24 protein-coding genes are annotated in these 23,469 nt (G+C 65.0%); 13 read left to right on the top strand and 11 right to left on the bottom strand.

Annotated features, from left to right (window positions below):
- Positions 1-68 precede the first annotated feature (68 nt).
- Together L0963_RS11090 and L0963_RS11085 are read right to left on the bottom strand one after the other, a co-directional pair.
- Positions 69-539 carry a DUF1465 family protein gene (locus tag L0963_RS11090; RefSeq protein ID WP_234179516.1) on the bottom strand — a complete coding sequence of 157 codons (471 nt, stop codon included), beginning with the start codon at positions 537-539 and terminating at the stop codon, positions 69-71.
- A gap of 75 nt (positions 540-614) precedes the next feature.
- Entirely contained in the window at positions 615-812 is a 198-nt protein-coding gene (locus L0963_RS11085; RefSeq protein WP_234179514.1) for a YdcH family protein, read from the bottom strand.
- 135 nt (positions 813-947) lie between these two features.
- Between L0963_RS11085 and L0963_RS11080 the strand changes: the two genes are divergently transcribed.
- Positions 948-1,106 (top strand): YdcH family protein, encoded by a 159-nt coding sequence (locus L0963_RS11080; RefSeq protein WP_003047371.1) that lies wholly within the window; start codon positions 948-950, stop codon positions 1,104-1,106.
- A gap of 48 nt (positions 1,107-1,154) precedes the next feature.
- Here the strand turns inward: L0963_RS11080 and L0963_RS11075 are convergent, their stop codons facing one another.
- The 3 genes from L0963_RS11075 to L0963_RS11065 all read right to left on the bottom strand — a co-directional run bounded on the left by L0963_RS11075 (position 1,155) and on the right by L0963_RS11065 (position 3,683).
- Positions 1,155-1,544 carry a PilZ domain-containing protein gene (locus L0963_RS11075; protein ID WP_234179510.1) on the bottom strand — a complete coding sequence of 130 codons (390 nt, stop codon included), beginning with the start codon at positions 1,542-1,544 and terminating at the stop codon, positions 1,155-1,157.
- A 91-nt stretch (positions 1,545-1,635) separates the two neighbouring features.
- Positions 1,636-2,097, bottom strand: a complete 462-nt coding sequence (dksA, locus tag L0963_RS11070) for an RNA polymerase-binding protein DksA (protein ID WP_003047377.1) — start codon at positions 2,095-2,097, stop codon at positions 1,636-1,638.
- Between the two features lie 707 nt (positions 2,098-2,804).
- A complete protein-coding gene (locus tag L0963_RS11065) occupies positions 2,805-3,683 on the bottom strand; it encodes a hypothetical protein (RefSeq protein ID WP_234179508.1) in 879 nt (292 codons plus the stop codon).
- A 274-nt stretch (positions 3,684-3,957) separates the two neighbouring features.
- Here L0963_RS11065 and serS point away from each other — a divergent pair, with 274 nt between their 5' ends.
- The 6 genes from serS (at position 3,958) to L0963_RS11035 (ending at position 11,292) form a co-directional block, all read left to right on the top strand.
- Complete coding sequence (gene serS, locus L0963_RS11060; protein WP_234179506.1) at positions 3,958-5,232, top strand: serine--tRNA ligase; 1,275 nt, start codon at positions 3,958-3,960, stop codon at positions 5,230-5,232.
- 114 nt (positions 5,233-5,346) lie between these two features.
- Positions 5,347-6,126, top strand: coding sequence for a 5'/3'-nucleotidase SurE (surE, locus tag L0963_RS11055; protein ID WP_062902069.1), 780 nt, complete (start codon positions 5,347-5,349; stop codon positions 6,124-6,126).
- Between the two features lie 41 nt (positions 6,127-6,167).
- Complete coding sequence (locus L0963_RS11050) at positions 6,168-7,238, top strand: peptidoglycan DD-metalloendopeptidase family protein (protein ID WP_234179503.1); 1,071 nt, start codon at positions 6,168-6,170, stop codon at positions 7,236-7,238.
- Complete coding sequence (locus L0963_RS11045) at positions 7,235-8,290, top strand: potassium channel family protein (protein ID WP_062902067.1); 1,056 nt, start codon at positions 7,235-7,237, stop codon at positions 8,288-8,290. The genes L0963_RS11050 and L0963_RS11045 overlap by 4 nt, the downstream gene beginning before the upstream one ends.
- 64 nt (positions 8,291-8,354) lie before the next feature.
- Positions 8,355-9,725, top strand: coding sequence for a 30S ribosomal protein S12 methylthiotransferase RimO (gene rimO / locus L0963_RS11040; RefSeq protein WP_234179501.1), 1,371 nt, complete (start codon positions 8,355-8,357; stop codon positions 9,723-9,725).
- 85 nt (positions 9,726-9,810) lie between these two features.
- A complete protein-coding gene (locus L0963_RS11035) occupies positions 9,811-11,292 on the top strand; it encodes a DUF4403 family protein (protein ID WP_234179498.1) in 1,482 nt (493 codons plus the stop codon).
- Here the strand turns inward: L0963_RS11035 and L0963_RS11030 are convergent, their stop codons facing one another.
- Both L0963_RS11030 and L0963_RS11025 read right to left on the bottom strand, forming a co-directional pair.
- On the bottom strand, positions 11,293-12,306 hold the full coding sequence (locus L0963_RS11030; protein WP_062902064.1) for an inorganic phosphate transporter: 1,014 nt from the start codon (positions 12,304-12,306) through the stop codon (positions 11,293-11,295).
- A 15-nt stretch (positions 12,307-12,321) separates the two neighbouring features.
- The gene (locus tag L0963_RS11025) at positions 12,322-13,446 is read right to left on the bottom strand and encodes a DUF47 family protein (RefSeq protein ID WP_234179496.1); all 1,125 of its coding nucleotides are present in this window, start codon (positions 13,444-13,446) and stop codon (positions 12,322-12,324) included.
- Positions 13,447-13,647: 201 nt separating this feature from the next.
- On the opposite strand from L0963_RS11025, the gene L0963_RS11020 reads away from it, so the two are divergent.
- Complete coding sequence (locus L0963_RS11020) at positions 13,648-15,153, top strand: flavin-containing monooxygenase (protein ID WP_082819918.1); 1,506 nt, start codon at positions 13,648-13,650, stop codon at positions 15,151-15,153.
- A gap of 240 nt (positions 15,154-15,393) precedes the next feature.
- Here L0963_RS11020 and L0963_RS11015 read toward each other — a convergent pair whose 3' ends face one another.
- Both L0963_RS11015 and L0963_RS11010 read right to left on the bottom strand, forming a co-directional pair.
- Positions 15,394-15,576: a DUF3008 family protein gene (locus L0963_RS11015; RefSeq protein ID WP_234179493.1), complete on the bottom strand. Its 183-nt coding sequence runs from the start codon at positions 15,574-15,576 to the stop codon at positions 15,394-15,396.
- Positions 15,577-15,626: 50 nt separating this feature from the next.
- Positions 15,627-16,451: a DUF3298 and DUF4163 domain-containing protein gene (locus tag L0963_RS11010; protein WP_234179490.1), complete on the bottom strand. Its 825-nt coding sequence runs from the start codon at positions 16,449-16,451 to the stop codon at positions 15,627-15,629.
- A 56-nt stretch (positions 16,452-16,507) separates the two neighbouring features.
- Here L0963_RS11010 and L0963_RS11005 point away from each other — a divergent pair, with 56 nt between their 5' ends.
- From L0963_RS11005 to argC, 3 genes are all read left to right on the top strand, one after another.
- Positions 16,508-17,914 carry a leucyl aminopeptidase family protein gene (locus tag L0963_RS11005; protein ID WP_062902061.1) on the top strand — a complete coding sequence of 469 codons (1,407 nt, stop codon included), beginning with the start codon at positions 16,508-16,510 and terminating at the stop codon, positions 17,912-17,914.
- Between the two features lie 84 nt (positions 17,915-17,998).
- The gene (locus L0963_RS11000; protein WP_234179488.1) at positions 17,999-18,943 is read left to right on the top strand and encodes a C40 family peptidase; all 945 of its coding nucleotides are present in this window, start codon (positions 17,999-18,001) and stop codon (positions 18,941-18,943) included.
- A gap of 3 nt (positions 18,944-18,946) precedes the next feature.
- On the top strand, positions 18,947-19,870 hold the full coding sequence (gene argC / locus L0963_RS10995; RefSeq protein ID WP_234179486.1) for an N-acetyl-gamma-glutamyl-phosphate reductase: 924 nt from the start codon (positions 18,947-18,949) through the stop codon (positions 19,868-19,870).
- A 3-nt stretch (positions 19,871-19,873) separates the two neighbouring features.
- Here the strand turns inward: argC and L0963_RS10990 are convergent, their stop codons facing one another.
- Entirely contained in the window at positions 19,874-20,089 is a 216-nt protein-coding gene (locus L0963_RS10990; RefSeq protein WP_003047427.1) for a hypothetical protein, read from the bottom strand.
- Positions 20,090-20,259: 170 nt separating this feature from the next.
- On the opposite strand from L0963_RS10990, the gene L0963_RS10985 reads away from it, so the two are divergent.
- Positions 20,260-21,600, top strand: coding sequence for a PQQ-dependent sugar dehydrogenase (locus L0963_RS10985; RefSeq protein ID WP_062902058.1), 1,341 nt, complete (start codon positions 20,260-20,262; stop codon positions 21,598-21,600).
- A 25-nt stretch (positions 21,601-21,625) separates the two neighbouring features.
- On the opposite strand, the gene dnaN is transcribed toward L0963_RS10985, so the two are convergent.
- The gene (gene dnaN / locus L0963_RS10980; RefSeq protein WP_058813473.1) at positions 21,626-22,741 is read right to left on the bottom strand and encodes a DNA polymerase III subunit beta; all 1,116 of its coding nucleotides are present in this window, start codon (positions 22,739-22,741) and stop codon (positions 21,626-21,628) included.
- A 170-nt stretch (positions 22,742-22,911) separates the two neighbouring features.
- On the opposite strand from dnaN, the gene L0963_RS10975 reads away from it, so the two are divergent.
- Positions 22,912-23,406, top strand: a complete 495-nt coding sequence (locus L0963_RS10975; protein WP_062903151.1) for a hypothetical protein — start codon at positions 22,912-22,914, stop codon at positions 23,404-23,406.
- Positions 23,407-23,469 lie beyond the last annotated feature (63 nt).

Genomic DNA, 23,469 nt, shown 5'->3' with positions numbered 1-23,469 from the left:
CTGACTCCGGGCGAACCTTGGCGCACATTGGTTAACGCCGCGTCAATGCTTGGTCGGGACCAGTTCGATCAAAGCCTTGCTTCGAGTTGGGCCAGCAGCGCCTGCACCGGCCGCGCCGCTTCGTCGGCGGTCCATCCCGCCTCGATCCGCGCGATACGGTCGAACAGGCGCTCGCTCGCCGCGACGATCCTCTGGAGATTATCGTCAAAATGCGCGCACAGCGCATGGTCGGCAGGAACTGGCGCGCCGATGTGCGCTGCGCTGTCATCGGGACCGGCGCCGGGGTCGCCCGCGAACATGGCGCGGCGGTGGAGCAGCCAGGCGATGATGTGCATCAGCCGCGTTGTCGTCTTCAGCGATTCGCACGCCAGCCCGACCTGCAGGATCGGATCGCGCGCCACCGCCTCGAAATCGCGATGCGCGCGGAAGGCGGCATGCGCCTCGTCGGCGAGCAGCATCGCCTCGACATAGAGATTTTCGACCTGCGCGCGCTGCACCGGCTGCGTCGCCATGCCGTTCCGGATCGGTCCCCTGAACATCGGCATCGAATGCCACGCCACGCAGCGGCGCCGCAAGGACGCTAACCATGAATTTAGGGAGCGTCCCGTTTTGAATCAGGCGATTATGTCGGGCAGCAACTGATCCTCGCACCAGCTGATCTCGTCGCGCAGCTTGAGCTTGCGTTTCTTCATCCGGGCAAGCTGGAGCTGATCGGGAACCGTCGCGTCGGCCAGTGCGATGATCGCGGCGTCGAGATCGCGATGCTCGAGCCGAAGCAGTTCCAGGCGCTGGGCGATTTCTTCCGGGTTCACGCCGCTTCCCTGCCACGATCACGGCCCGTCCGCAACGGGGACCATCTGGCCGAAACGCGACCATCCGGGCGGGACAAGCGGGGCGAATCATGTTTTACTCGGAGCTGCCAACCGAGTCGAAAAGGAGAATGGCCTATGAGCAGCTCGCACCTTTCCGCCCTGAAGTCCCGCCACGCGGACCTCGACGCGAAAATTGCGAATGAAGAGCGCCGCCCCGCACCGGACATGGCCTTGCTGGCGCAAATGAAGAAGCAGAAACTCAAGATCAAGGAAGAGCTGCTCGCCGAAACCTGAGGCGAGCAGAGCGCTATCGCCCGCTGATGCCTTTCGACGCGAAACGCATCAGCGTCGGCGGTAGAGCGAAGCCTTCTTGTCAAGCGCCGAAATATAGGCCGGAACGTCCATCTTCTGAACCACCTGCCGCCGCACTGCATGCGGATCGATCGGTCGCTCAAACGCCACCCCGAACTTGCCTTCGCCTACCCAGACGACATGCCCCGGCACAAAGCCGATATTGCGCAGTTCGATCTCGGCCGTTGCGCCTTGCGCGAGTCCCGGCACGACGGCCTCGGCCAGCATGCCACCCGCCGACAGGTTGCGCACACGCACCGTCACGGGCCTGGACTGACCCGGAAAAAAAAGATTGGCCTGCATGAACAGGCTGTCGCGGTCGGCGCTGCGCGACAGCGAAGCGACCTCTTCGTCCAGCGTTGATGGTATGCGCGATTCCATGGCGACCCGTTCCCCGAATTGCGTTCGGAGCGACCCTAGGGCCCGGTACTTTACCGAATCGTAAACAGCGGCGCTTCTGTCCCGATTGGGATCAGTCTTCGCGCGAGATCCGCTCGTTGCGTTCGTGGCGTTCCTGCGCCTCCAGCGTCATCGTCGCGATAGGACGCGCTTGCAGGCGGGCGAGCGAAATCGGCTCGCCGGTCACGGCGCAATAGCCATATTCGCCTTCGTCGATGCGGCGCAGCGCCGAATCGATCTTCGCGATCAGCTTGCGCTGACGGTCGCGCGTCCGCAGCTCGATCGCCCAGTCGGTCTCGCTCGATGCACGGTCGGCAAGATCGGGTTCGCGCAGCGGACCGTCCTGCAAATGGGCCAGCGTCGATTCGGATTCGGTGAGGATCGACTTCTTCCAGGCGAGCAGCAGGTTACGGAAATATTCCTGCTGCCGCTCGTTCATGAACGGCTCGTCGTCGCTGGGAACATAATCCGAATCGAGATTGGACTTGGCTTCGCGGAGAGCGTCGGCGCCTACTTCGGCAACATTGGTCGGCATGAGGAGCGTCCAAGTCCTTTCCTGATCGCCTGGCTCGCCGAGCTTGGCGAACCAAGGATTGCGCCGGGCCTATAAACAGCCCTCCGATGCGATACAAGCGCGAAGCGGACCGCTTGCCCGCGCGCGGCTGAAGCGGTGCTGAACCGGCCCGGCGGAGGCCGCACTCACGACAAGCCGCGCCCCAGCTCTCTCGACCGCCGCATGCCGCTGCAAATTAACCGGTTGAGGCCATTTGGCGTGAAACACGTATTGTTTTGGGACAGTTACGCGCATTTCGGTTGATTTCGCATATCAATTCCCGCTGTCGGACAATCAAACGCGGTTAACGCAATTGCCGCGTTCACAAAGCTTTGGCCTTTTGGCGCTAGCGAAGGCGCGCACGGGTGTCGGTCAATGACATGGGGCGCACCTGCAACGGGAAAGAGAGAGTAACCTATGTCTGTCCGAATGGCCCTCGCCAAGCTTTGTGCCTGCACCTGCGGCGGCGCGATCATCGGTAGCGGCGCGATGCAGATCGCCGACGTACCGGCTGCGGCTGCGCAGGTCCAGAAATCGGGCTCCTGTTGCAAGAAGGTCGTGCGCAAGCGCCACGTGGCGAGAAAGCCCGTCAAGCGCGTCCGCCGCGTCGTCACGACCAAGCGCGTGATCCGTACCGTGACCCCGCAGCAGCAGGTCGTCACCCAGACGATCCCCCTGCCCCCCATCCCCTATGCCCCCTTCCCGCCGCGCGGCGAAGGCTTTGGCGGCGGCAGCAGCGGCGGCGGCGTGACCGTTATCGGCGGCGGCTTTGGCGGCGGCTTCGGCGGCGGCTTCTTCGGCGGTTTCTTCGGCGGCAGCTCGGGTGGCAGCAGCGGCAGCGTGGTCGTCACCTCGACCACCACCGGCGGCCTCAGCTCGACTACCAGCAGCACCTCGGGCGGCGTTTCGACCTCGACGGGCGGGGTGAGCACCTCGACCTCGACCGGCGGCGTTTCAACCTCCACGGGCGGCATCAGCTCGACCACGTCGACGGGCGGCGTCAGCACCTCCACCGGCGGCGTTTCGACCTCGACCGGTGGCGTCAGCACCTCGACGGGCGGCGTATCGACCTCCACGGGCGGCGTGAGCACCTCGACCGGCGGCGTTTCAACCTCATCGGGCAATGTCAGCTCCTCTTCGTCGAGCAGCAGCTCGTCGTCGAGTTCCTCGTCCTCCTCTTCTTCCTCGTCGTCGAGCTCGTCGTCGTCGGGCGGTGGCAGCTCACACGGCAGCTCTGGTTGGGGCAGTTCGTCGAAAGGCGGCTCCTCGCATGGCAGCTCTGGCTGGGGCAGCTCGTCGAAAGGCGGAAGCTCGTCGCACGGCGGGTCTTCGTCGCACGGCGGAAGCTCGGGCAGCTCGGGCGGTTCGGGCAGCAGCAGTTCCTCAAGCTCGTCGTCGAGCAGCAGTTCCTCTTCATCGAGCAGCAGTTCGTCGAGCGGCGCGACCTCGTCGGGCGCGACCGGTGGCAGCAGCAGTTTCGGCGGATCGAGCAGCAGCTCGTCGTCGTCATCCTCGTCGAGCAGCAGCTCGTCGAGCTCATCCTCCTCGTCCAGTTCCGGCGGCAGCACGAGCAGCGGATCATCCGGTGATCCAACCCCTGTTCCTGCGCCTCCGATGATGCTATTGTTCGGTGCAGCAGCAGCCGCGCTCGTTGCGCGCCGCCGCGCCGCGAATCGCAACGGCGACGAAGCTGACGCGGCCTAACGGATCCACTGGAGGTCATGGGGGGGGAGACCCAGACCACCTTCTGGGGGCCACTCTTAGGGGTGGCCCCCTTTTTTTGCGTCCTGATGATATCCGCGCAGGGTTGCGCCGCGAAGGCAGCAACGCCATAGCGCGGCGATGCACGATATCCGCCTGATCCGGGAAAACCCGCAAGCTTTCGACGCCGGCCTCGCGCGCCGCGGCTTCGAACCCATGTCGGCGACCATCCTCGCCGCCGACGCCGAATTGCGCGCGCTCCAGACCGCGATCCAGGCCTCGCTTGCGCGCCGCAACGAGGCCTCGAAACTGATCGGTCAGGCGATGGCGCAGGGCGACAAGGATCGTGCCGAATCGCTCAAGAGCGAGGTCGCCGCGCTAAAGGAAAAGCTCCCGGCAGAGGAACAGGCCGAACGCGACCGGCTCGCCGCACTGCAGGACATATTGGCGGCGCTGCCCAACCTGCCGGCCGACGACGTGCCTGATGGCCTCGACGAAGAGGGTAATGTCGAAATCGCGCGCTGGGGAACCCCGCGCAGCTTCGATTTCCAGCCGCGCGAACATGCCGATTTCGGTCCCGCGTTGGGGCTGGATTTTGAGACCGCGGCCAAGATGTCGGGCGCGCGCTTCGCCTTTCTGAAAGGGCAGATGGCGCGGCTCGAACGCGCGCTCGGCCAGTTCATGCTCGACATGCAAACGGGTGAGCCGGGCTATGTCGAATGCGCAACCCCGCTGATGGTGCGCGACGAGGCGGCGTTCGGCACCACGCAGCTGCCCAAGTTCCGCGAGGACCTGTTCCAGACGACCGATGGTCGCTGGCTGATCTCGACCTCAGAGATGAGCCTGACCAATGCGGTGCGCGAAGAGATCCTGCCCGAGGCCGACCTTCCCGTCCGCATGACCGCGCTCACGCCCTGCTTCCGGTCGGAGGCTGGATCGGCGGGGCGCGACACGCGCGGATATATCCGCCAGCACCAATTCTGGAAGGTCGAGCTTGTCTCGATCGTCCGGCCCGAGGATGCGGACGCCGAACTCGAACGTAAGACCCGCTGCGCCGAAGCGGTGCTCGAAGCGCTCGGCCTGCCCTATCGCAAGATGCTGCTATGTGCGGGCGACATGGGCTTTGCGGCGCGCAAGACCTATGACCTCGAAGTCTGGCTGCCGGGCCAGGGCGCCTATCGCGAGATTTCGAGCTGCTCGAACTGCGGCGATTTCCAGGCGCGCCGGATGAACGCCCGCTTCCGCCGCGACGACGCCAAGGCGAATGAATTCGTCCATACGCTCAATGGTTCGGGGCTTGCTGTGGGCCGCACGCTTGTCGCCATCCTGGAAAATTATCAGCAGGCAGACGGCAGCGTCGATGTTCCGCCCGCACTCTTGCCCTATATGGGCGGGATCACGCGGCTGGTGCCCTGATCCGCCATTGCGAGCGCAGCGAAGCAATCTCCAGCCTTCGACCAAGCGCAAATATTCCGCTGGAGATTGCTTCGTCGCTGCGCTCCTCGCAATGACATAAAGTCTGGAAAAGCCATGCGCATCCTTCTGACCAACGACGACGGTTATCACGCCCCCGGCATGGCCGTGCTCGAAGCGATCGCGCGCCAGCTTTCCGACGACATCTGGGTCTGCGCCCCGGCAGAGGAGCAGTCGGGCGCCGGCCACTCGCTCACCCTCTCGCGCCCGGTGCGCGTGCGCGAGCATGGCGAACGGCGCTGGTCGTGCACCGGCACCCCGACCGATTCGGTGATGATCGCGATGGGCAAGCTGATGCCTGAAAAGCCCGACCTGATCCTCTCGGGCGTCAATCGCGGCGCGAACCTTGGCGACGACATCACCTATTCGGGCACCGTTTCGGCGGCGATCGAGGGTGCGCTGGCCGGCATCCCCGCCATCGCGCTGAGCCAGGTCTATGCGCGCGAAGGCATGGGTGACGCCGTGCCGTTCGAGGCGGCCGAGGCATGGGGCGCCAAGGTGCTGCGCCCGCTCGTCGCCATGGCGATGACGCCGCGAACGCTGATCAACGTCAATTTCCCCGCCATCCCCGCCGAAGCGGTGAAGGGCATCCGCGTCGTGCGGCAGGGCTTCCACGATTACAGCCGCGGCTCGATCGTCGAGGGCACCGACCCGCGCGGGTATCGCTATTACTGGTTCGGGCTGCACGGGATCGAACATTCGCCCGGCCACGACACCGACCTCGAGGCGATCGACGACGGCTATATCGCAGTGACGCCGCTGCAACTCGACCTCACCCACGACGCCTCGCTCGCCGCGCTGCGCGGCGCCTATGCCGTGCGATTGGCGTCGGATTAACCATAGTAGATTTCCCGGCGCGGCTCTGCCAGAGGACCGCGGTGGGGAAAATTCATCATTATATCGGCGCGTTGACCGGCGCCCTCGCCTTGTCGGCCTGTATTCCGGCCACCACCGCTCCGGCTCCGCGTGCGGCTGCACCGACGCAGCAGGCCCGCGCTTCCGACTTCGAGCGCGGTTCACTTGGCGAGGTTGTCGGCGGCGACGCGCGCCCGACCTGGGCGCTTCAGCGCGTCGCGGCCAACGCCCGCGATATTGCCGCCTCGACCTATGTTGTGCGTCCCGGCGACACGCTGCGCGCGATCGGCGCGATGACCGGCGCGGGGTCCGAGGGCATCGCGATGGAGAATGACCTTGCGCCGCCCTATACGCTGCACCCGGGGCAACAATTGCGGATTCCGGCGGGTCGCTACCACCGCGTCGCCGCGGGCGAGACCGGCATCGGCATCGCCCATGCCTATGGCGTCGATTGGGGCGAGGTGGTGACGATCAACGCGCTTGCCGAGCCCTATATCCTGCGCGTCGGTCAGCGCTTGCGCCTGCCTGCTTCGGCCCGGCCGCTGACCCCTGAGCAGGTCGATGTCGCCGCGCGCGCCGCCGCCTTCCGTCTCGACATCGACGATATCATGACCGGCAGCCAGCCCGCGCTCGCCGCCAGAACGCGCCCCGCCGCCGCCAGCGCCGCGCCGCGCGCGCCCGTCACCACCGCCATCGCGCCGCCCGCCGCCCTTTCGGGCCGTTTCCAATGGCCGCTGCAGGGCAAGCTGATCGCACGTTTCGGTCCGCTTGCACCCGGCAAGGTCAATGACGGGATCAACATCGCCGCCGCGCGCGGGACGCCGATCCATGCCGCGGCGGCCGGGGTCGTCGCCTATGCCGGCGATCAGATTGCGGTCTATGGCGGCCTGATCCTCATCGATCATGGCGGCGGCTGGATGAGCGCTTATGGCCATGCGGCCAAGATCGACGTCCAGCGCGGACAGGCGGTCAAGGCGGGCGAGGTGATCGGCCTCGCCGGCGCCACCGGGCAGGTGCAATCGCCGCAACTCCATTTCCAGCTCCGCAAGAATCGGATACCCGTCGATCCGATGAAGCAGTTGCCGCCGCGATGAGCCGTCGTCCGTCCGACCGACTGAAGCTCCAGCACCGGTTTCAACCGCTGCGCCGCGCGAGCAAATGGCCCGTCTGGGCGGATGTCACCGCGCGGCTCGGCCTCGCCTTCTTGCTGATCGCCTTCGTCGTCCTCGTGCACTGGATCGATCGCGCCGGACTGAAGGACAGCCACGACGGCCACATCAGCTTCCTCGACGTCGTCTATTTCACGATGATTTCTGTCACGACCACCGGGTTCGGCGATATTGCGCCGGTATCGGACCGCTCGCGCCTGATCGAGGCGCTGATCGTGACCCCGATCCGCATCGCCGTGCTCTTCATCTTCGTCGGCACGGCCTATAGTTTCGTCATCAAACGCACATGGGAAAAATGGCGCATGGCTCGCATCCAGGCAAAACTCACCGATCACATCGTCGTTCTGGGCTTCGGCGTCAGCGGCGGCGAGGCGGTTCACGAACTGATCGCGCGCGGCACCGATCCCGCTTGCATTGTCGTCATCGATCCGTCGCACCAGCGCATCAATGCCGCCGAAGCGATGGGTTGCAACGTGCTGGAGGGTGACGCGTCGAGCGACGAAACCTTGCTTGATGTGCGGATCGCCCAGGCCCGCTCGGTGCTGGTATCGGCGGGACGCGACGACACCTCGATCCTGATTGTCCTGACCGTCCGCCATCTTGCACCGCAGGTACCGATCAGCGTCGTCATCCGGACCCAGGACAATGAATTGCTCGCGCGTCAGGCCGGCGCGAACGACGTCATTAACCCGGTCAGCTTCACTGGACTGCTGCTCGCCGGATCGGCGCAGGGTGCGCACATCGCCGACTATATGGCCGACCTGGCCTCGGTATCGGGCAAGGTGCAGCTCAACGAACGTCCGGTGCACCCCGAAGAAATCGGCAAGAGCATCGACGAACTTGCCAGCGGCGGCCGCGGCCTGCGCATCTATCGCGGCGGTCAGCCGATCGGTTTCTGGGAAGCGGGCGCAAAATCCCTGCAGAGCGGCGACATATTGGTCGAAGTCATCCCGTGCGAGGCGTGCGAAGCCGATTAGGCTTTAAGCCCAAGCAGCCGGCGCGTGACAAGGGCGCAAAAATCGCCTATGCGCGCGGCCAATCATGACAATCAAGACCCTCCCCGCCCAGCCGAAAGTTGGCATGGTTTCGCTCGGCTGTCCGAAGGCACTCGTCGACAGCGAACGGATTCTGACCAAATTGCGCGCCGACGGCTATGGCCTGTCGCCCGATTACGCCGGCGCCGACGTCGTGCTCGTCAACACCTGCGGCTTCCTCGACAGCGCGAAGGAGGAAAGCCTGGAGGCGATCGGCGAAGCGATGGCGGAGAATGGCCGCGTCATCGTCACCGGCTGCATGGGCGACGAGGCGGAGGTCATTCGCGCGCGTTTCCCCAACGTCCTCGCGGTCACCGGTGCGCATCAATATGAACAGGTTGTCGATGCGGTCCACGAGGCGGCGCCCCCGACGCAGGGGCCATTCGTTGATTTGATCCCCGAAGGCGGGCTGAAGCTCACCCCGCGCCACTACAGCTATTTGAAGATCAGCGAAGGCTGCAACCACAGTTGCGCCTTCTGCATCATCCCCGATCTGCGCGGTAAGCTCGTCAGCCGCCGCATCGACGCGGTGCTGCGCGAGGCCGAAAAGCTCGTCGCGGCGGGGACGAAGGAGTTGCTGGTGATCAGCCAGGACACCTCGGCCTATGGCGTCGACATCCGGCACCAGCCGCGCGAATGGAAAGGCCATGAGGTGCGTGCGCACATGACCGACCTCACGCGCGAGCTCGGTCAGTTAAAGACCGGCGAAGGTCGCGCGCCGTGGGTACGGCTCCACTATGTTTATCCCTATCCGCAAGTCGATGCGGTGATCCCGCTGATGGCCGAGGGGCTGTTGACGCCTTATCTGGACATCCCCTTCCAGCACGCGAGCCCGAAGATTCTGAAGGCGATGAAGCGCCCGGCGAACGAAGCCAAGGTGCTCGAACGGCTGAAGGCATGGCGCGCGATCGCACCCGACATCGCGATCCGTTCGAGCTTCGTCGTCGGCTTCCCCGGCGAAACCGAAGAGGATTTCCAGTATCTCCTCGACTGGCTCGACGAGGCCCAGCTCGACCGCGTCGGCGCCTTCCGCTTCGAACCCGTCGCGGGCGCGCAGGCTAACGCCCTGCCCGGTCCGGTCCCCGAAGAGGTCAAGGAAGAACGCTATCAGCGGATCATGTCGAAGACCGCAGCGATCAGCGCCGCAAAGCTTGAAGCCAAGGTCGGCCGCACGCTTGCCGTCATCATCGACGAAGTGGGCGAAGCCGACGAAGAAGGCAGCATCGGCGCCACCGGCCGCAGCCAGGCCGACGCCCCCGAAATCGACGGGCATGTCTATCTGCGCGACGTCGCCGCGACGCTGAAAGCCGGCGACATCGTCGATGTGGTGGTCGAAGATGCCGACGAGCACGACCTGTTCGGGGTCATCGCAGGCTGATCACCCTCTTCCTGATGCGCACAAATTGTTGGAACGGCTTTCGCCGATCGATGTTATCTGACAGATAACGATCGGGAATGGGGCCATGCACGCGATCAAGGGGCTGATTGTTGCATCATGTCTGGCGGCTACGCTCGCCGGCTGCGACCCTGCGAAGGGCGGCGACGAAGCGCCGCCGCACGCCACCGACACGGCGCCCAGCCCGTCGCAGACGTCGCTGATAGCGGTTCCGGTCAATGCCGACATCGCACCACTGAAACGCGAACTCGAACGCGCGATTCCAAAGACGCTGTGGACGATCAACCGGCGCGAAAAGGCCTGCGTCGAACCGCAGCGCGTGAAGCTGTTCGGCAAGAAGGTAAAGGTGACGCCGGCGATCCCCTGCACCATCGTCGGGCGGGTCACGCGCGGCGCGCTGCGTATGCGGGGCGAAGGAAACGAGATCGTCGTCGATGTGCCCCTGAATGCGCGGATCAGCGCGCGCGATGTCGGCGGTGTGCTGAAGGGCGAAACCGCGACCGGATCGGCGATGGTGCATGCGCGCGTCCGCGTCGATCTGACCAGCGACTGGCGGATGCAGGGCAAGGCGCGGATCAGCTATGGCTGGACCAATCCGCCGGGCATCGACTTTCTGGGCCAGCGTATCACCTTCACCAACGAAGCCGACGAAAAGCTCCGTCCGGTGATCCGCGACGTCGAGCGCGAAGTGAATCGCGAGATCGGCCGCATCAACATCCGCGCCCAGGCGGCCGACATCTGGCGCCAGGCGTTTACGACAATCGAGCTCAACCGCGAAAATCCCCCGGTGTGGATGCGGGTCACGCCGCAGCGGATCCTCTTCGGCGGGTTCCGCGTCAACGGCCTGCGGCTCGACCTCAATCTCGGGGTCGAGGCGGTGACCGAAAGCTTCGTGTCGAACCGGCCGCAGAATCCGGCGCCGACGCCGCTGCCGCAGCTGGTGCGCGAAATGCCCAAGCCCCATTTCGACGTGCGCGTGCCGGTGATCGCCGATTATGCGCAGCTCGAACCCGTGATCGCGCGGTCGCTCGCCAAACGATCGCTGCGGCCGTTCGACCTGCCCGCCGTCGGCCCCGTCGATGCCCGCTTTGGCAAGCTCGCCGTCTATGGCGCTCCCGACCACAAGATCGCGGTAGGCATCGACATGGACGTGCTACCGGTCGGCGCGAAGCAAGCGCCCACCCGCGGCCGCGTCTGGCTGACCGCGCGTCCGGTGAACAAGCCCGGATCGGCCGAGGTTCGCTTCACCGATCTGCACGTCAAGGGCGACACCAACGGGATCAAGGGCGACATCTTCGTGCTGTTGGCACAGCAACCCGATTTCGCGCCGATGATCGCCGACGCGCTGACCCAGAATTTCACCCGCGATCTCACCGAACTCGAAGCCAAGATCCGCCGCGCGATCGACCAGCGGCGCGAAGGCGACTTCGTCATCCGGACCCGCATCGACAATTTCGAAACCGGCGAGATCAAGGCGTATGGCAACGGCCTCTACCTCCCCGTCCGCATGGTCGGGGCGGCGAGCATCGACTATCGCCCGGCAAAATGATCAGAACAGGCGCGTAAGCGAATAGAAGAGTGCTGCAACGATCGCACTCGCCGGGATGGTGATGAACCAGGCGACGACGACGTTGCTCGCCACGCCCCAGCGCACTGCACTGGCGCGGCGCGCGACACCGGCGCCGATGATGCTGCCGGTGATCGTATGGGTCGTCGACACCGGGATGCCGAGCAGGCTGGCGGTGAACACCATGATCGACCCGCCGGTCGAGGCGGCAAAGCCCTGATGCTGCGACAATTTGGTGATGCGGCCGCCCATCGTCTCGATAATCTTCCACCCGCCCGACAAGGTACCGAGACCGATCGCGATATAGCAGCTGATTGCCACCCAGTGCGGCACATGGAAATCGCCGGTCAGATAGCCGGTCGAATAAAGCAGCACTGTGATGACGCCCATCGTCTTCTGCGCATCGTTGAGCCCGTGGCTGAGCGAATAGGCGGCCGACGAAACGAGATGCAGGCGGCGGAACGTGACCTCGGCGAATTTCGCGGTCGAACGCCGGAACGCCCAGCTGCTGAGCAGCATCACGAGCATCGAGAGCAGCATGCCGAGGAGCGGCGACAAGAAGATCGCGATGACCGTCTTGTTGAGCCCCGACCACTGGATGCCCTCGAATCCCGAATGAGCGATGCCCGCGCCGACGATGCCGCCGACGAGCGCATGGCTCGACGAGGACGGGATGCCCTTCAGCCAAGTGACGACATTCCAGAACATCGCGCCGACCAAGGCGCCGAACACCACCGCGGGCGTGACCAGATCCTTGTCGATCAGCCCCGCGCCGATCGTTTCTGCCACCTTGTGCAATTGCGGAAAAGCGAGGCTCAGGAAATAGGCCGCGAAGTTGAAGAAGGCGGCGAACATCACCGCCTGCACGGGCTTCAGCAGCCGCGTCGCGACAACGGTCGCAATGCTGTTTGCGGCGTCGTGCAGGCCGTTCAGAAAGTCGAACGCCAGCGCGAGGAGGACCAGCCCGACGAGAAGAGGAAATGCCAGTTCGTGCATGAGCGCCCGCCCCGCTTACGCGTGGTCGATGACCAGACCGTCGATTTCGTTCGCGACATCCTCGAACCGGTCGACGACGCGCTCGAGGTGGCTGTAGAGTTCGCGCGCGATCATGAAGTGGATCGTGTTCGACGCACCATGTTCCTTGAACAATCGCTTCAGCCCCGCCGCGTGGATCTCGTCGGCATGCCCCTCCATGCGGACAAGCCGCTCGGTGAGTTCGTGCAGGCGGGTGCCGTTCGCGGCGACATTGCGCAGCAGCGGCAGCGCCTCGACCGTCAGCCGCGCGGCATCGACGATGATCGCCGCGATGTCGCGCATTTCGGGGTCGAACTCCTTGACGTCGTAAAGGTCGATCGCGCCTGCGGTCTTCTGCATCTCGTCGATCGCGTCGTCCATCGAGGCGATGAGGTCGGTGATCGCGCTGCGATCGAAGGGGGTCAGGAAGGTACGGCGAACGGTCTGCAGCACCTCGCGCGTGATCGCGTCGGCGTCATGCTCGCGCTCGACGATCTCCTGGATATGGTCGGCCATGCCCTCGCCGCCCTGGAGCAGCCGCGCCAGCGCTTCCGATCCCGCGGCGAGCGTCGCCGCATGCGCTTCGAACAGGTCGAAGAAATTGCCCTGCCTCGGGAGCAGGCGCTGGAACCAGGCAAACATGCAATTGACCCCTGTCTTTTCCGCAACGTTGAACATGACCCCCGATCGCTGCGCCGCGACGCGAAAGCCGCTGTCGCCGAACGACCGGATAAGGGCCTGAAGATCGGGTTCGTCGACCGCCCCCGCGGCCTCGTCGAAAGTGAACCAGCGCCGCTCGCGCTCGTCCATTTCCTTCCATTCGGAAAGCTCCCGCGTCACGGCGAGCGGAAACACTTCGACATTGTACATGATCGCGGCGCCGTTCGCGCGGCGCTTGCGATATTCATAGCTGCCGATCGAGGTCGGGCAGACCGCGCCGATCACCCCCGCCTCTTCTTCGGCCTCGACCGCCGCCGAAGCGTGGCGGTCCATCCCGGTCAGCGGATTGCCTTTCGGGATCACCCAGCGGCCCGTGCCGCGCGATGTGATGAGCATGATCTCGGTGGGGCCATCCTTGCCCACGCCCGCGAATCGATAAGGAAGCACCGCAATTTGACGCATAAACCGGCCGAAATCCTAAACTACCGCCGGAGCCGCGGTGTTTCATTGCCATTCGGTGACGCCCCTATGACAATATTGTGACAGCGGCAATGGCGCATTGGCCGCGATGCCCTTTCCGTAAACGTCAATTCGATTGCAAAATGCAACGCTGTGCGTAAGCTGCGACCTTAAAGACAAATGGGAGACGAAATGATGGCAGGCATGGACAGCCCCGTGGATCAGGACGTTCTGATCGTCGGCGCCGGCCTTTCGGGCATCGGCATGGCCGCGCATCTCCAGATGCACAGTCCCGGCCGCAGCTTCGCGCTGGTCGAACGGCGGGCCAATCTGGGCGGCACCTGGGATCTGTTCCGCTACCCCGGCATCCGGTCGGACAGCGACATGCACACGCTGGGTTTCGTCTTCGAACCGTGGCGGCACGAAAAGTCGATCGCCGACGGCCCTTCGATCCTCGAATATCTCAACCGCATCGTCGACGAGCGCGGCATCCGCGAGCATATCCGCTTCAACAACAAGGTTGTCGGCGCCGACTGGGACAGCGCCGCCGCGCGCTGGACGGTGACGATGGAGGACGACAAGGGCGCGGTCAGCACGACGACCGCGCGCTGGCTCTACCTCGGCTCGGGCTATTATGATTATGACGAGCCGTTCGACGCCAATTTCACGGGGCGCGAGGATTTTGCGGGGCAAATCATCCACCCGCAATTCTGGCCGAAGGATTTCGACTATTCGGGCAAGAAGGTCGTCGTCATCGGATCGGGCGCCACCGCGGTGACGATCGTCCCGTCAATGGCGGACAAGGCCGCGCATGTGACGATGCTGCAACGCACGCCGACTTGGTATGCCATCCGTCCGGCAAAGGACGGATTCGCCAATTTCCTGCGCAAGATCCTGCCCGAAAAGACCGCCTACCGGCTGACGCGCTTCAAGAATATCCGCCTGCAGGACATCGTTTTCCGCCGCGCGCGCGAAAAGCCGGAAAAGGTTGCGGACTTCCTGACCAAGAAGCTGAAGCAGGCGCTCGGCGACCGTTACGATCCGGTCGCCTTCACCCCGCCCTATAATCCGTGGGACCAGCGGCTCTGCCTCGTCCCCGATGCCGACTTTTTCGAAGCGATGAAGGCGGGCAAGGCCTCCGTCGTCACCGATCATATCGAACGCTTCGACAAGACCGGCATCCTTCTCAAATCGGGTCAGCATCTCGACGCCGACGTCATCATTACCGCCACCGGCCTCAAGCTCGCGGTCGCGGGCAAAATCCCCGTCCGCGTCGATGGCGAGCCGGTCGCGTGGAACGAGCATTTCTATTACAAGGCGTGCATGTTCTCGAACGTGCCGAATTTCTCGGTCGTCTTCGGCTATCTCAACGCCAGCTGGACGCTGCGCGCCGACATCGTGTCCGAATATGTCTGCCGCGTCCTCAACCATATGCGCGATACCGGCACGACGGTCGCGACGCCGCTGCTCGCCGATCCGACGAGCCTGACCGAAGAGAATATCTTCGACTTCTCGTCAGGCTATATCCAGCGCGCGCTCCACATCATGCCCAAAAATGCCGACAAGCTGCCGTGGCGGCTCAGCCAGAATTATGTCCAGGACCGCATCGACATGCGCACCGGCCCGGTCGATGACGGCGTGCTCAAGTTCGGCAAGGCGGCGTCGGTATCGAAGGAGGCATCGGCCCCGGCCCTCGAAGCCGCGGAGTAATCGGCGGGTTCGGTTTTCGCCATATCAAAGGATTGGTGGCGACCGGTTGCAGTCACCTTCTTCATCGTCATCCCGGACTTGATCCGGGATCCATTGTTTCGACGCTGCGTGAATGGATCCAGGATCAAGTCCGGGATGACGAAAGAAGGACCATACAGCGCCACCTTGAGGAAGTGGCAGCGTCCGCCTCCTGACCCCAAAGCCGCCGTCGGCCGCTTCCAGAACCCCCTTGAGCGCCTTCTAATCGACGTGATCCGGCTTCCCTTTGGTCGATCCCGACGCAAAGTCTTCGAGTTCCCTTTCGCTCATCGAATCGTACATCTCCTTCGACGCACCCCGAAGCTCCGATTTCGGCGTATCGCCGCGCTTCGCGCTCAGCGCGGCGCCGGCGGCCTTTTGCTGGGCCTTGGACTTGGCTGGCATGACATGTCTCCTGCCTGCCCCCTCGTCCGACAAACGCGTGACCGGCGGTTTCAGTTCAGCGGCAGAAAATCGCGCTGATACTCGGGCTTCACCACCTTCACCAGCGCGCCGGTCACGGGGACGTTGATCTTGTAATTGCCCTCGGCATAGGGGCCGATCTCATAGGGCGCGATGCCGATCGTCAGCCGGTCGAGATATTTGCCGTCCGACGATCCGAGCCACACCGTCTGAGTCGAAGCGGCGGGACATTTTTCGAAGATGCCGTCGGGATCGTCTGAAGGCGCAATGCCGCGCGCGGCCTTGGCGCGCACGATCGCATCGCAGAAAGGCTTGCGGATCGCCGCGTCGAACGCTTCGCCGCTGGTAAACAGGTCGAGCGGCTTCAGTCGGATCGCGCGGTTGCGGTCCCAGATCAGCGTGTCGAAACTCGTCATGCCGTGCGCGCCGCCGGTATAGGTCGAAATATCGCTCGACAGGCTCAGGAAGCGCGGCGTGTTCGTGACCCGCTCCCACGCCTGCAAATGGCTGTGCGCGTGATAGGGAAAGCCCTCCTTCTTCGCCGCGTCGCGGTCGCGCGTCGCATCGTCGATCAGCGCCTCGCGCTTCTTGGCGCGATCGTTGTCGAGCCATTTCGCAAGGTCCGGAATCGCGGCGGCTTCGCGCGGATAGCTATAAGCGAATTCGATGAGGTCGCTGCTTTCCTTGACGTCCGAGGCGGTCGCAGCCTTCGCCGCCACATCGTCGGCGGCGCCCGGCGGCGCGCCCGGAACCGACGCCGCCGCGACCTTTTCGGCCGGGGTCGGTTCGGGCTCCTTCGAGCAGGCGGAACACAGGGTGGCGGTGATCAGGACGATCGGAAGGCTTTTGCTTGTCATGACAGCTCCAACGCGGGGAATCGACAAAGTTTCCGGGGAAGCCTAGCAGAATTTGCATGACCGATTATTCCGACCTGATCCAGCCCGACAAGGGGCAGGATGCGCGCACGATCCACCTTGTCGACAAGAAGAGCTATGACGACTGGCTGAAGAGCCGCAGCGCGCGCGAACGCGCCGCGCTCGCCGCCGTCCGTTACACGCCCGATGGTTACGCCCATGCTATCCTGCCGGGCGACGACGCCGAAAGCTGGTCGGTCGTCACTGCGGTCGCCAATGTCGACAATCTGTCGGCCTGGTGCCTCGCCAAGCTGGCGCCCCTCTTGCCCGAGGGGCGCTACCGGCTCGACGGACGCCAGCCCGGCAAGGCGCTGTTCGGCTGGATGAGCGGTCAGTATCGCTTCGATGCCTATCGCAGCAAGGAAGAGGCAGGCAGCGGCCCGCGCGTGCTTTTGACCGCCGATGTCGGCGCAATCGCGCCGATGGTGGCCGAAATGCGCGCGACCGCGCTCGTCCGTGATCTGGTCAACACGCCTGGTGCCGACATGGGGCCCGCCGAGCTTGAAAAGGTGGCCGAACGGATCGCCAAGGCGCATGGCGGCAAGCTGACCGTAACCAAGGGCGAAGCGCTCGAACAGGGATATCCGATGATTCATGCCGTCGGGCGCGCCGCGGCAAAGCATCATGCGCCGCGGCTGATCGAAATTCATTGGGGCAAGGCGGATCACCCGCGCGTTGCGCTGGTCGGCAAGGGGATCAGCTTCGACAGCGGCGGGCTCGACATCAAACCTGCATCGGGCATGCGGTTGATGAAAAAGGATATGGGCGGCGCTGCGCATGTGCTCGCCCTGGCGCAGCTCATTATGGAAAGTGGCCTGCCGGTGCGCCTCCACTGTCTGGTCGCCGCGGCCGAAAACGCCATCTCGGGCGATGCCTTCCGGCCCGGCGATGTGCTGAAGAGCCGCAAGGGGCTGACGATCGAAATCGGCAACACCGATGCGGAGGGCCGCCTGGTGCTCGGCGACGCGCTGACCAAGGCGGGTGAGGAAGCGCCCGAACTGCTTGTCGATTTCGCGACGCTGACCGGCGCGGCGCGGGTCGCACTCGGCCCCGACCTGCCCGCGCTCTATGCCAATGACGATGCACTCGCCGACGATCTGCTTGCCGGCGGTATCGATCGCGACGATCCCGTCTGGCGCATGCCGCTGTGGGACGGCTACGCCGATCTGCTCGAAACCGATATCGCCGATCTTGGCAATGCCGGTTCCTCGTCGTTTGCCGGTTCGATCACGGCGGCCTTGTTTCTCAAGCGCTTCGTGCCCGACGGCGCCGCCTGGGCGCATTTCGACACCTTCGCGTGGCGACCTTCTGCAAAGCCCGGGCGGCCGAAGGGTGGCGCGGCGCTGGGGCTGCGCGCAGCCTGGGCGATGTTGCAGGCGCGCTATGACCGGCGCGCCAAAGGTTGAACATCCTTGATAAAGCGCCGCGCGCTGCGCTAATGGCGCGCGATTGTCCGCGGTGGGCGGATCGACCGGAAAACAGGATAGCCAGTGAACGCTGACAGTGGTGACAATCTAGCGACCAATCGCGTGCGGATGGGGCGCCCCGGCGTTGCGGGCGCGGGCCGCGACCGCTTCGGGCTCGCAGGCACCTCGCAAAGCTATGATCCGCGCATCGTCGCGATCCGTCCCGACCTTGCCGACATCGCGGTCGCCGGCAAGTATTTCGCACCGCATTATGCGGCGCCGATGATGATGAGCAGCATCCTGCCCGCCGCCGTACTGCGCGGCACGCCGTCGCCCGATGCCGAACAGACGAGCGAATTGCTCTATGGCGAGGGTTTCGCGCTGCTCGACCTGACCGGGGGCTGGGCCTGGGGTTATAGTCTGGCCGATCATTATGTCGGCTATCTCGCCGCCGATGCGCTCGGCGCGCCGATTGCGCCGACGCACCGCGTCGCCGCGACCGAGGCAATCTTCCACTCCGCCCCCGATGCCGCGAGCGGCGGTTCAGCGGTGCTGCCGATGGGCGCGCTCGTGATGGGCGAAATTGCCGGCGAGTGGCTCGCTACCGCGCACGGCTACCTCCCGCTCGGCGCGCTGGTCGATGCAGACAGCCAGGTTGCCGATGCCGCGGCGGTCGCCGAAGCGATGATCGGGGCGCCCTATCTGTTCGGCGGTCGCACAAAGCGGGGCATCGATTGCTCGGGTCTCGTCCAGCTCGCCTGGGCGGCGGCGGGGGTGCAGCTTCCGCGCGACAGTGACCTGCAACTCTCTGCGCTCGGCGCCGACAAGGATGTAGCGCAGGGCGATTTGCGGCGCGGCGACCTCGTCTTCTTTCCCGGTCATGTCGGGATCATGGCCGACGCCGACACGATCATCCACTCGAGCCGCCGCTGGATGGCGGTCCAGGCCGAGCCGCTCGCCGATGTCGTGGCGCGGTCGGCCGCCAAGGGGCAAGAACCAGCCGTCACCGGCTGCAAGCGGCCGCGTTGAGCCATGACGAGCGTGTTTATCGATGGTGCCGCCGGCACCACCGGGCTTGAAATCGCCGACCGGCTGGCCGGGCGCCAGGAATTTTCACTACTCCAGCTCGACGAGGCGCGGCGCAAGGATGCGGGCGCGCGGCGCGAAGCTCTGAACGCCGCCGATTTCGTCATCCTCTGCCTGCCCGACGATGCGGCGCGCGAAGCGGTGGCGATGATCGACAATGGCCGCACGCGCGTCATCGACGCGTCGACCGCGCACCGCGTCACGCCCGGCTGGGTCTATGGCTTTCCGGAGGTCGTCGGCCATGGTGCGGTGGCCGAAGCGATGCGCGTGAGCAACCCCGGCTGCTATTCGACCGGCTTCATCGCGCTCCTCGCCCCCTTGGTCCGCGATGGCCTCCTCCCCGCCGACTGGCCCTATAGCTGCAACGCCGTCAGCGGCTATTCGGGCGGCGGCAAAAGCCTCATCGAGCGCTTCAAGGCCGACCCCGACATTGCCTGGCGCGGCTATGCGCTGTCGCTGGGACACAAGCATGTACCCGAAATGCAGGCGCGCTGCGGGCTGACGGTCGCCCCGCTATTCTCCCCCGCTGTCGTGCCGGCGCATCGCGGCATGGTGGTCGAGGTGCCTTTGCCGCTTGGCGCGATGTCCGGCGCCGCGCCGGTCGATGAACTCCGCGCGGCGCTCGCCGACTATTATGCGGCAAGCCCGATCGTCGTGATGGGCGACGCCCCCGCGGACGGCGAAATGCTGCTGCGCGCATCGGACCAGGGCGACGATCGCATCGCATTGTTCGTCTTCGCCAATGCCGACGGCAGCCAGGCGCGGCTCGTCACGCGGCTCGACAATCTGGGCAAGGGCGCGAGCGGCGCTTGCGTGCAGAACCTCAACATCATGGCGGGCCTGCCCGAAACGGCGGGGCTGCGGCTTTAGGCGTCAGTGCACCGTATCGAGCGCGGCATCGATCGACAGATAGGTGATCAGCCGCTCGATCTGCCGCCAGCGCGCGAAATGGACATGATTGCCGAGCACCCGATATTGTTCGGCGCGCGCGGCCGCAGCGAAGCCGGCTTCCTCGCCATGCTCGGTCATCAGCGCATACGCGTCGTCGACCGCACCGCGGTCGGCAAGAAATGGTGCTGGAAGCTGCATGGAGTCCCCGTCCGTTGCCTCGAAACACCCCCCTAGCGCGCACGCCTGACCGCGCCGTTCCCAACCGTGATGAACAATCGGGTAAGGTTAATGCAAGCGGCTTGGCGCTTAACCATAGCCTTCGCCTTTCGCCTCTTTGCCGCGCGGCACTGCGCGTGTAAGCAGGGGGCATGCGCAAGATCCTGAAATATGTCGCCATCGCCCTTGTCGTGTTGATCGTTGCGGGCGGGATCGCCTTTTACGTCGCGTCACGTCCCGACATTGCGCGCTTTTCGACTGCCGAACTCAGCGGCCGGGTGCCGGTGATGGCATCGCAGCGCCCCGAACAATTTCCGACGATGAAGGTGCTCGAAGCCACGGGCTGGCCGGCCGGCGAAGCGCCTCGGGCCGCGGAGGGATTGACCGTCGCGCGCTTTGCCGAAGGGCTTGACCATCCGCGTTCGATGCTCGTGCTGCCCAATGGCGATGTACTGGTCGCCGAGGCGCAGAGCCCCCCGCGAAAGGACAGCGGCATCGAAGGCAAGGTGATGAAGTCACTGATGGGCAAGGCCGGCGCCGGCGGCCCGTCGGCCAATCGCATCACCCTGCTCCGCGACGCCAATGGCGACGGCAAGGCGGAAGTGAAGACCGCCTATATCACCGGACTGAACTCGCCTTACGGCATGGCGCTGGTCGGAAAGACGCTCTACGTCGCCGACACCGACGCGCTGCTCGCCTTTCCGTTCGTCGAGGGCGCAACGGCGATGGCCGGCAAGCCGACCAAGATCGTCGATCTGCCCGCCCAGGGCACCAACCGCCACTGGACGAAGAGCCTGGTCGCGGCGCCCAACGGGTGGCTCTACATCGGCGTCGGCGCCGATTCGAACATCGGCGAAAAGGGCATGGGCAACGAGGTCCGCCGCGCCCGTATTCTGGAGGTGCGGCCCGAGAATAAATATATGCGCACCTATGCCGCCGGTATCCGCAATCCCGTGGGCTTGGCCTTCTATCCGGGCAGCAACACGCTGTGGACCGTGGTCAACGAACGCGACATGCTGGGGTCGGATCTCGTTCCCGACTATCTCACCGACGTCGACGAGGGCGATTTCTTCGGCTGGCCCTGGTATTATTGGGGCGGTTTCACCGATCCGCGGGTTGCCCCCGAAGCCGAGGACCGGCGGCAATATGTCAAGCGGCCGCAATATGCGCTGGGCGCCCATGTCGCGCCGCTGGGCATGACCTTCACCAACGGTCTGGACCTTGGCGACCGCTGGGCAAACGGCGCGCTGATCGCGCTGCACGGGTCGTGGAACCGCGATCCGGTGTCGGGATATGACGTCGTGTTCGTCAAGTTCGGCGACAATGGCAAGCCGCTCGACGCCCTGCCCGTCACCCTGCTCGACCAGTTTGTCGCCAAGGACGGCAAGACGACCCGCGGCCGCCCGGCCGATGTCAAGGTCGCCAAGGACGGCAGCGCGCTGGTCGCCGACGATACCGGCGGGATTATCTGGCGGGTCGCGAAGGCGGGCTGATCCGCCAGATCAAGCGGACGCCGACCTACACCCGCATCGGCATCAGCACGTAGAGCGCCGGGCTTTTTTCGCTTTCGCGGATCAGCGTCGGCGCGTTCGCGTCGGCGAGATGGAGTTCGACGGTGTCGCCGTCGACCTGTCCCAGGATATCGCTGAGATAGCGGGCGTTGAAGCCGATCTCCATCGCGTCGGCGTCGTAGCCGGCGGGAAGTTCTTCGGCCGCGGTACCGTTTTCGGGGCTGGTAACGCTGAGCGTGATGCGATCCTTGTCGAGCCCGACCTTGACCGCGCGCGTCTTTTCGCTGGCGATGGTCGAGACGCGATCGACGCCTTGGAACAGGCTCTTGGGATCGACTTTCAGGAGCTTGTCGTTCGCGGTCGGGATAACGCGGCTATAGTCGGGGAAGGTGCCGTCGATCAGCTTCGAGGTCAGCACGGCGTTGCCGAGCTGGAAGCGGATCTTCGACGCCGAGAGGCTGATTTCGACATTGCCTTCGGCCTCGTCGAGCAGCTTGCGGATTTCGCCGACGCACTTACGCGGCACGATAACGTCGGGCATCCCCGCGGCGCCCTCGGGACGCGTCACCGTATAGCGCGCGAGACGGTGGCCGTCGGTCGCCGCGGCCTTGAGCACCGGACCCGTCGAATCTTCGGCGACGTGCAGGAAGATGCCGTTGAGATAATAGCGCGTTTCTTCGGTCGAGATGGCGAAGCGCGTCTTGTCGATGATCTGGATGAGTTCGGCGACCGGCAGTTCGAAGCTGGTCGGCAAATCGCCCTCGGCAATCACCGGGAAGTCGTCGCGCGGCAGCGTCGGCAGATTGAAGTTCGAGCGGCCGGCCTTGACCTGCATCTTGCCTTCGGCGGCGGCGAGGCTGACTTCAGCGCCTTCGGGCAGCTTGCGCGCGATTTCGAACAGGGTGTGCGCCGAGACGGTCGTGGTACCCGGCGTTTCGACCTTTGCCGCGATAGTTTCGACGACCTGCAGATCAAGGTCGGTCGCCATCAGCTTGAGCTGGCCGCTCGCATCGGCTTCGATCAGGACGTTCGACAGGATCGGAATCGTGTTGCGCCGTTCGACCACCGACTGGACGTGGCCGAGGCTCTTCAGAAGCACTGCGCGTTCAATCGTCGCTTTCATTCTTATCCGCCATCCTGTGTTCTGCGGGAGAAGTCCCTGATGGAGCCGGCGCCGCGGACGCAGCGACGCCCCGATTCCCTGCCCCTGGAAATGTCTTCCTTCCTTAACGCGCGCACCGCGCCGCGCAAGCCATGCTTGCATTCCGGCGGCTTTCGCGCAACGGAAGCGCGATGCGGCGGGCGCTATTCCTTCTATTGCTGTGCATCGGCCTGCCCGCGCTCGCCTGGGCGGCGCCGACCGCGCTCGGCATCTTCGATGGCTGGGGCGCCTTCCGAGATCCGGCGACCCCCCGCTGCTACGCGATCGCCAGCCCCGCCGCGACGATCGGGCGGGCGCAGGAAAAAGCCTATGCCAGTATCGGATATTGGCCCAAGGCGCGCATCCGCGGTCAATTCTACATCCGCCTGTCGAAGCCGCGCGCACCGCAGAGCGAATTGCGGCTGACGGTCGGCAGCCGCCGCTTCGTGCTGACCGGCAATGGCGTCCACGGCTGGGCCAGCGATGCCCGCATGGACGCCGCGATCATCGCCGCGATGCGCGCGGCGCCGAGCATGAGCGTCGAGAGCCGGTCGACGACCGGCGGCGCGATTGCCGACACCTATCGCCTGCGCGGCGCCGCGACGGCGATCGACGCGGCAGCGCTGGGGTGCGCCAGCATCCGCTGATGCCGTTTTGGAAAATGGCAGAAAACTGCCGAACTTCATTCGCGATTCACGGTAGCACGCTGC

Source organism: Sphingopyxis sp. NFH-91 (assembly GCF_021401285.1).
Lineage (GTDB): Bacteria > Pseudomonadota > Alphaproteobacteria > Sphingomonadales > Sphingomonadaceae > Sphingopyxis > Sphingopyxis terrae_A.
Note: the sequence above shows the minus strand (reverse complement) of the source record. Positions and strands in the feature narration are given on the sequence as shown.

Bases quoted from the DNA above. Each gene is read 5' to 3' on its own strand.
- L0963_RS11075 (WP_234179510.1), bottom strand. From the start codon at position 1,544: ATGGAATCGCGCATACCATCAACGCTGGACGAAGAGGTCGCTTCGCTG.
- L0963_RS11020 (WP_082819918.1), top strand. From the start codon at position 13,648: ATGGACAGCCCCGTGGATCAGGACGTTCTGATCGTCGGCGCCGGCCTT.
- L0963_RS11025 (WP_234179496.1), bottom strand. From the start codon at position 13,446: ATGCGTCAAATTGCGGTGCTTCCTTATCGATTCGCGGGCGTGGGCAAG.
- rimO (WP_234179501.1), top strand. From the start codon at position 8,355: ATGACAATCAAGACCCTCCCCGCCCAGCCGAAAGTTGGCATGGTTTCG.
- L0963_RS11090 (WP_234179516.1), bottom strand. From the start codon at position 539: ATGTTCAGGGGACCGATCCGGAACGGCATGGCGACGCAGCCGGTGCAG.
- surE (WP_062902069.1), top strand. From the start codon at position 5,347: ATGCGCATCCTTCTGACCAACGACGACGGTTATCACGCCCCCGGCATG.
- L0963_RS11005 (WP_062902061.1), top strand. From the start codon at position 16,508: ATGACCGATTATTCCGACCTGATCCAGCCCGACAAGGGGCAGGATGCG.
- L0963_RS10975 (WP_062903151.1), top strand. From the start codon at position 22,912: ATGCGGCGGGCGCTATTCCTTCTATTGCTGTGCATCGGCCTGCCCGCG.
- dnaN (WP_058813473.1), bottom strand. From the start codon at position 22,741: ATGAAAGCGACGATTGAACGCGCAGTGCTTCTGAAGAGCCTCGGCCAC.
- L0963_RS11045 (WP_062902067.1), top strand. From the start codon at position 7,235: ATGAGCCGTCGTCCGTCCGACCGACTGAAGCTCCAGCACCGGTTTCAA.
- L0963_RS10990 (WP_003047427.1), bottom strand. From the start codon at position 20,089: ATGCAGCTTCCAGCACCATTTCTTGCCGACCGCGGTGCGGTCGACGAC.
- L0963_RS11030 (WP_062902064.1), bottom strand. From the start codon at position 12,306: ATGCACGAACTGGCATTTCCTCTTCTCGTCGGGCTGGTCCTCCTCGCG.
- L0963_RS11015 (WP_234179493.1), bottom strand. From the start codon at position 15,576: ATGCCAGCCAAGTCCAAGGCCCAGCAAAAGGCCGCCGGCGCCGCGCTG.
- dksA (WP_003047377.1), bottom strand. From the start codon at position 2,097: ATGCCGACCAATGTTGCCGAAGTAGGCGCCGACGCTCTCCGCGAAGCC.
- argC (WP_234179486.1), top strand. From the start codon at position 18,947: ATGACGAGCGTGTTTATCGATGGTGCCGCCGGCACCACCGGGCTTGAA.
- L0963_RS11080 (WP_003047371.1), top strand. From the start codon at position 948: ATGAGCAGCTCGCACCTTTCCGCCCTGAAGTCCCGCCACGCGGACCTC.
- serS (WP_234179506.1), top strand. From the start codon at position 3,958: ATGCACGATATCCGCCTGATCCGGGAAAACCCGCAAGCTTTCGACGCC.
- L0963_RS10985 (WP_062902058.1), top strand. From the start codon at position 20,260: ATGCGCAAGATCCTGAAATATGTCGCCATCGCCCTTGTCGTGTTGATC.
- L0963_RS11010 (WP_234179490.1), bottom strand. From the start codon at position 16,451: ATGACAAGCAAAAGCCTTCCGATCGTCCTGATCACCGCCACCCTGTGT.
- L0963_RS11035 (WP_234179498.1), top strand. From the start codon at position 9,811: ATGCACGCGATCAAGGGGCTGATTGTTGCATCATGTCTGGCGGCTACG.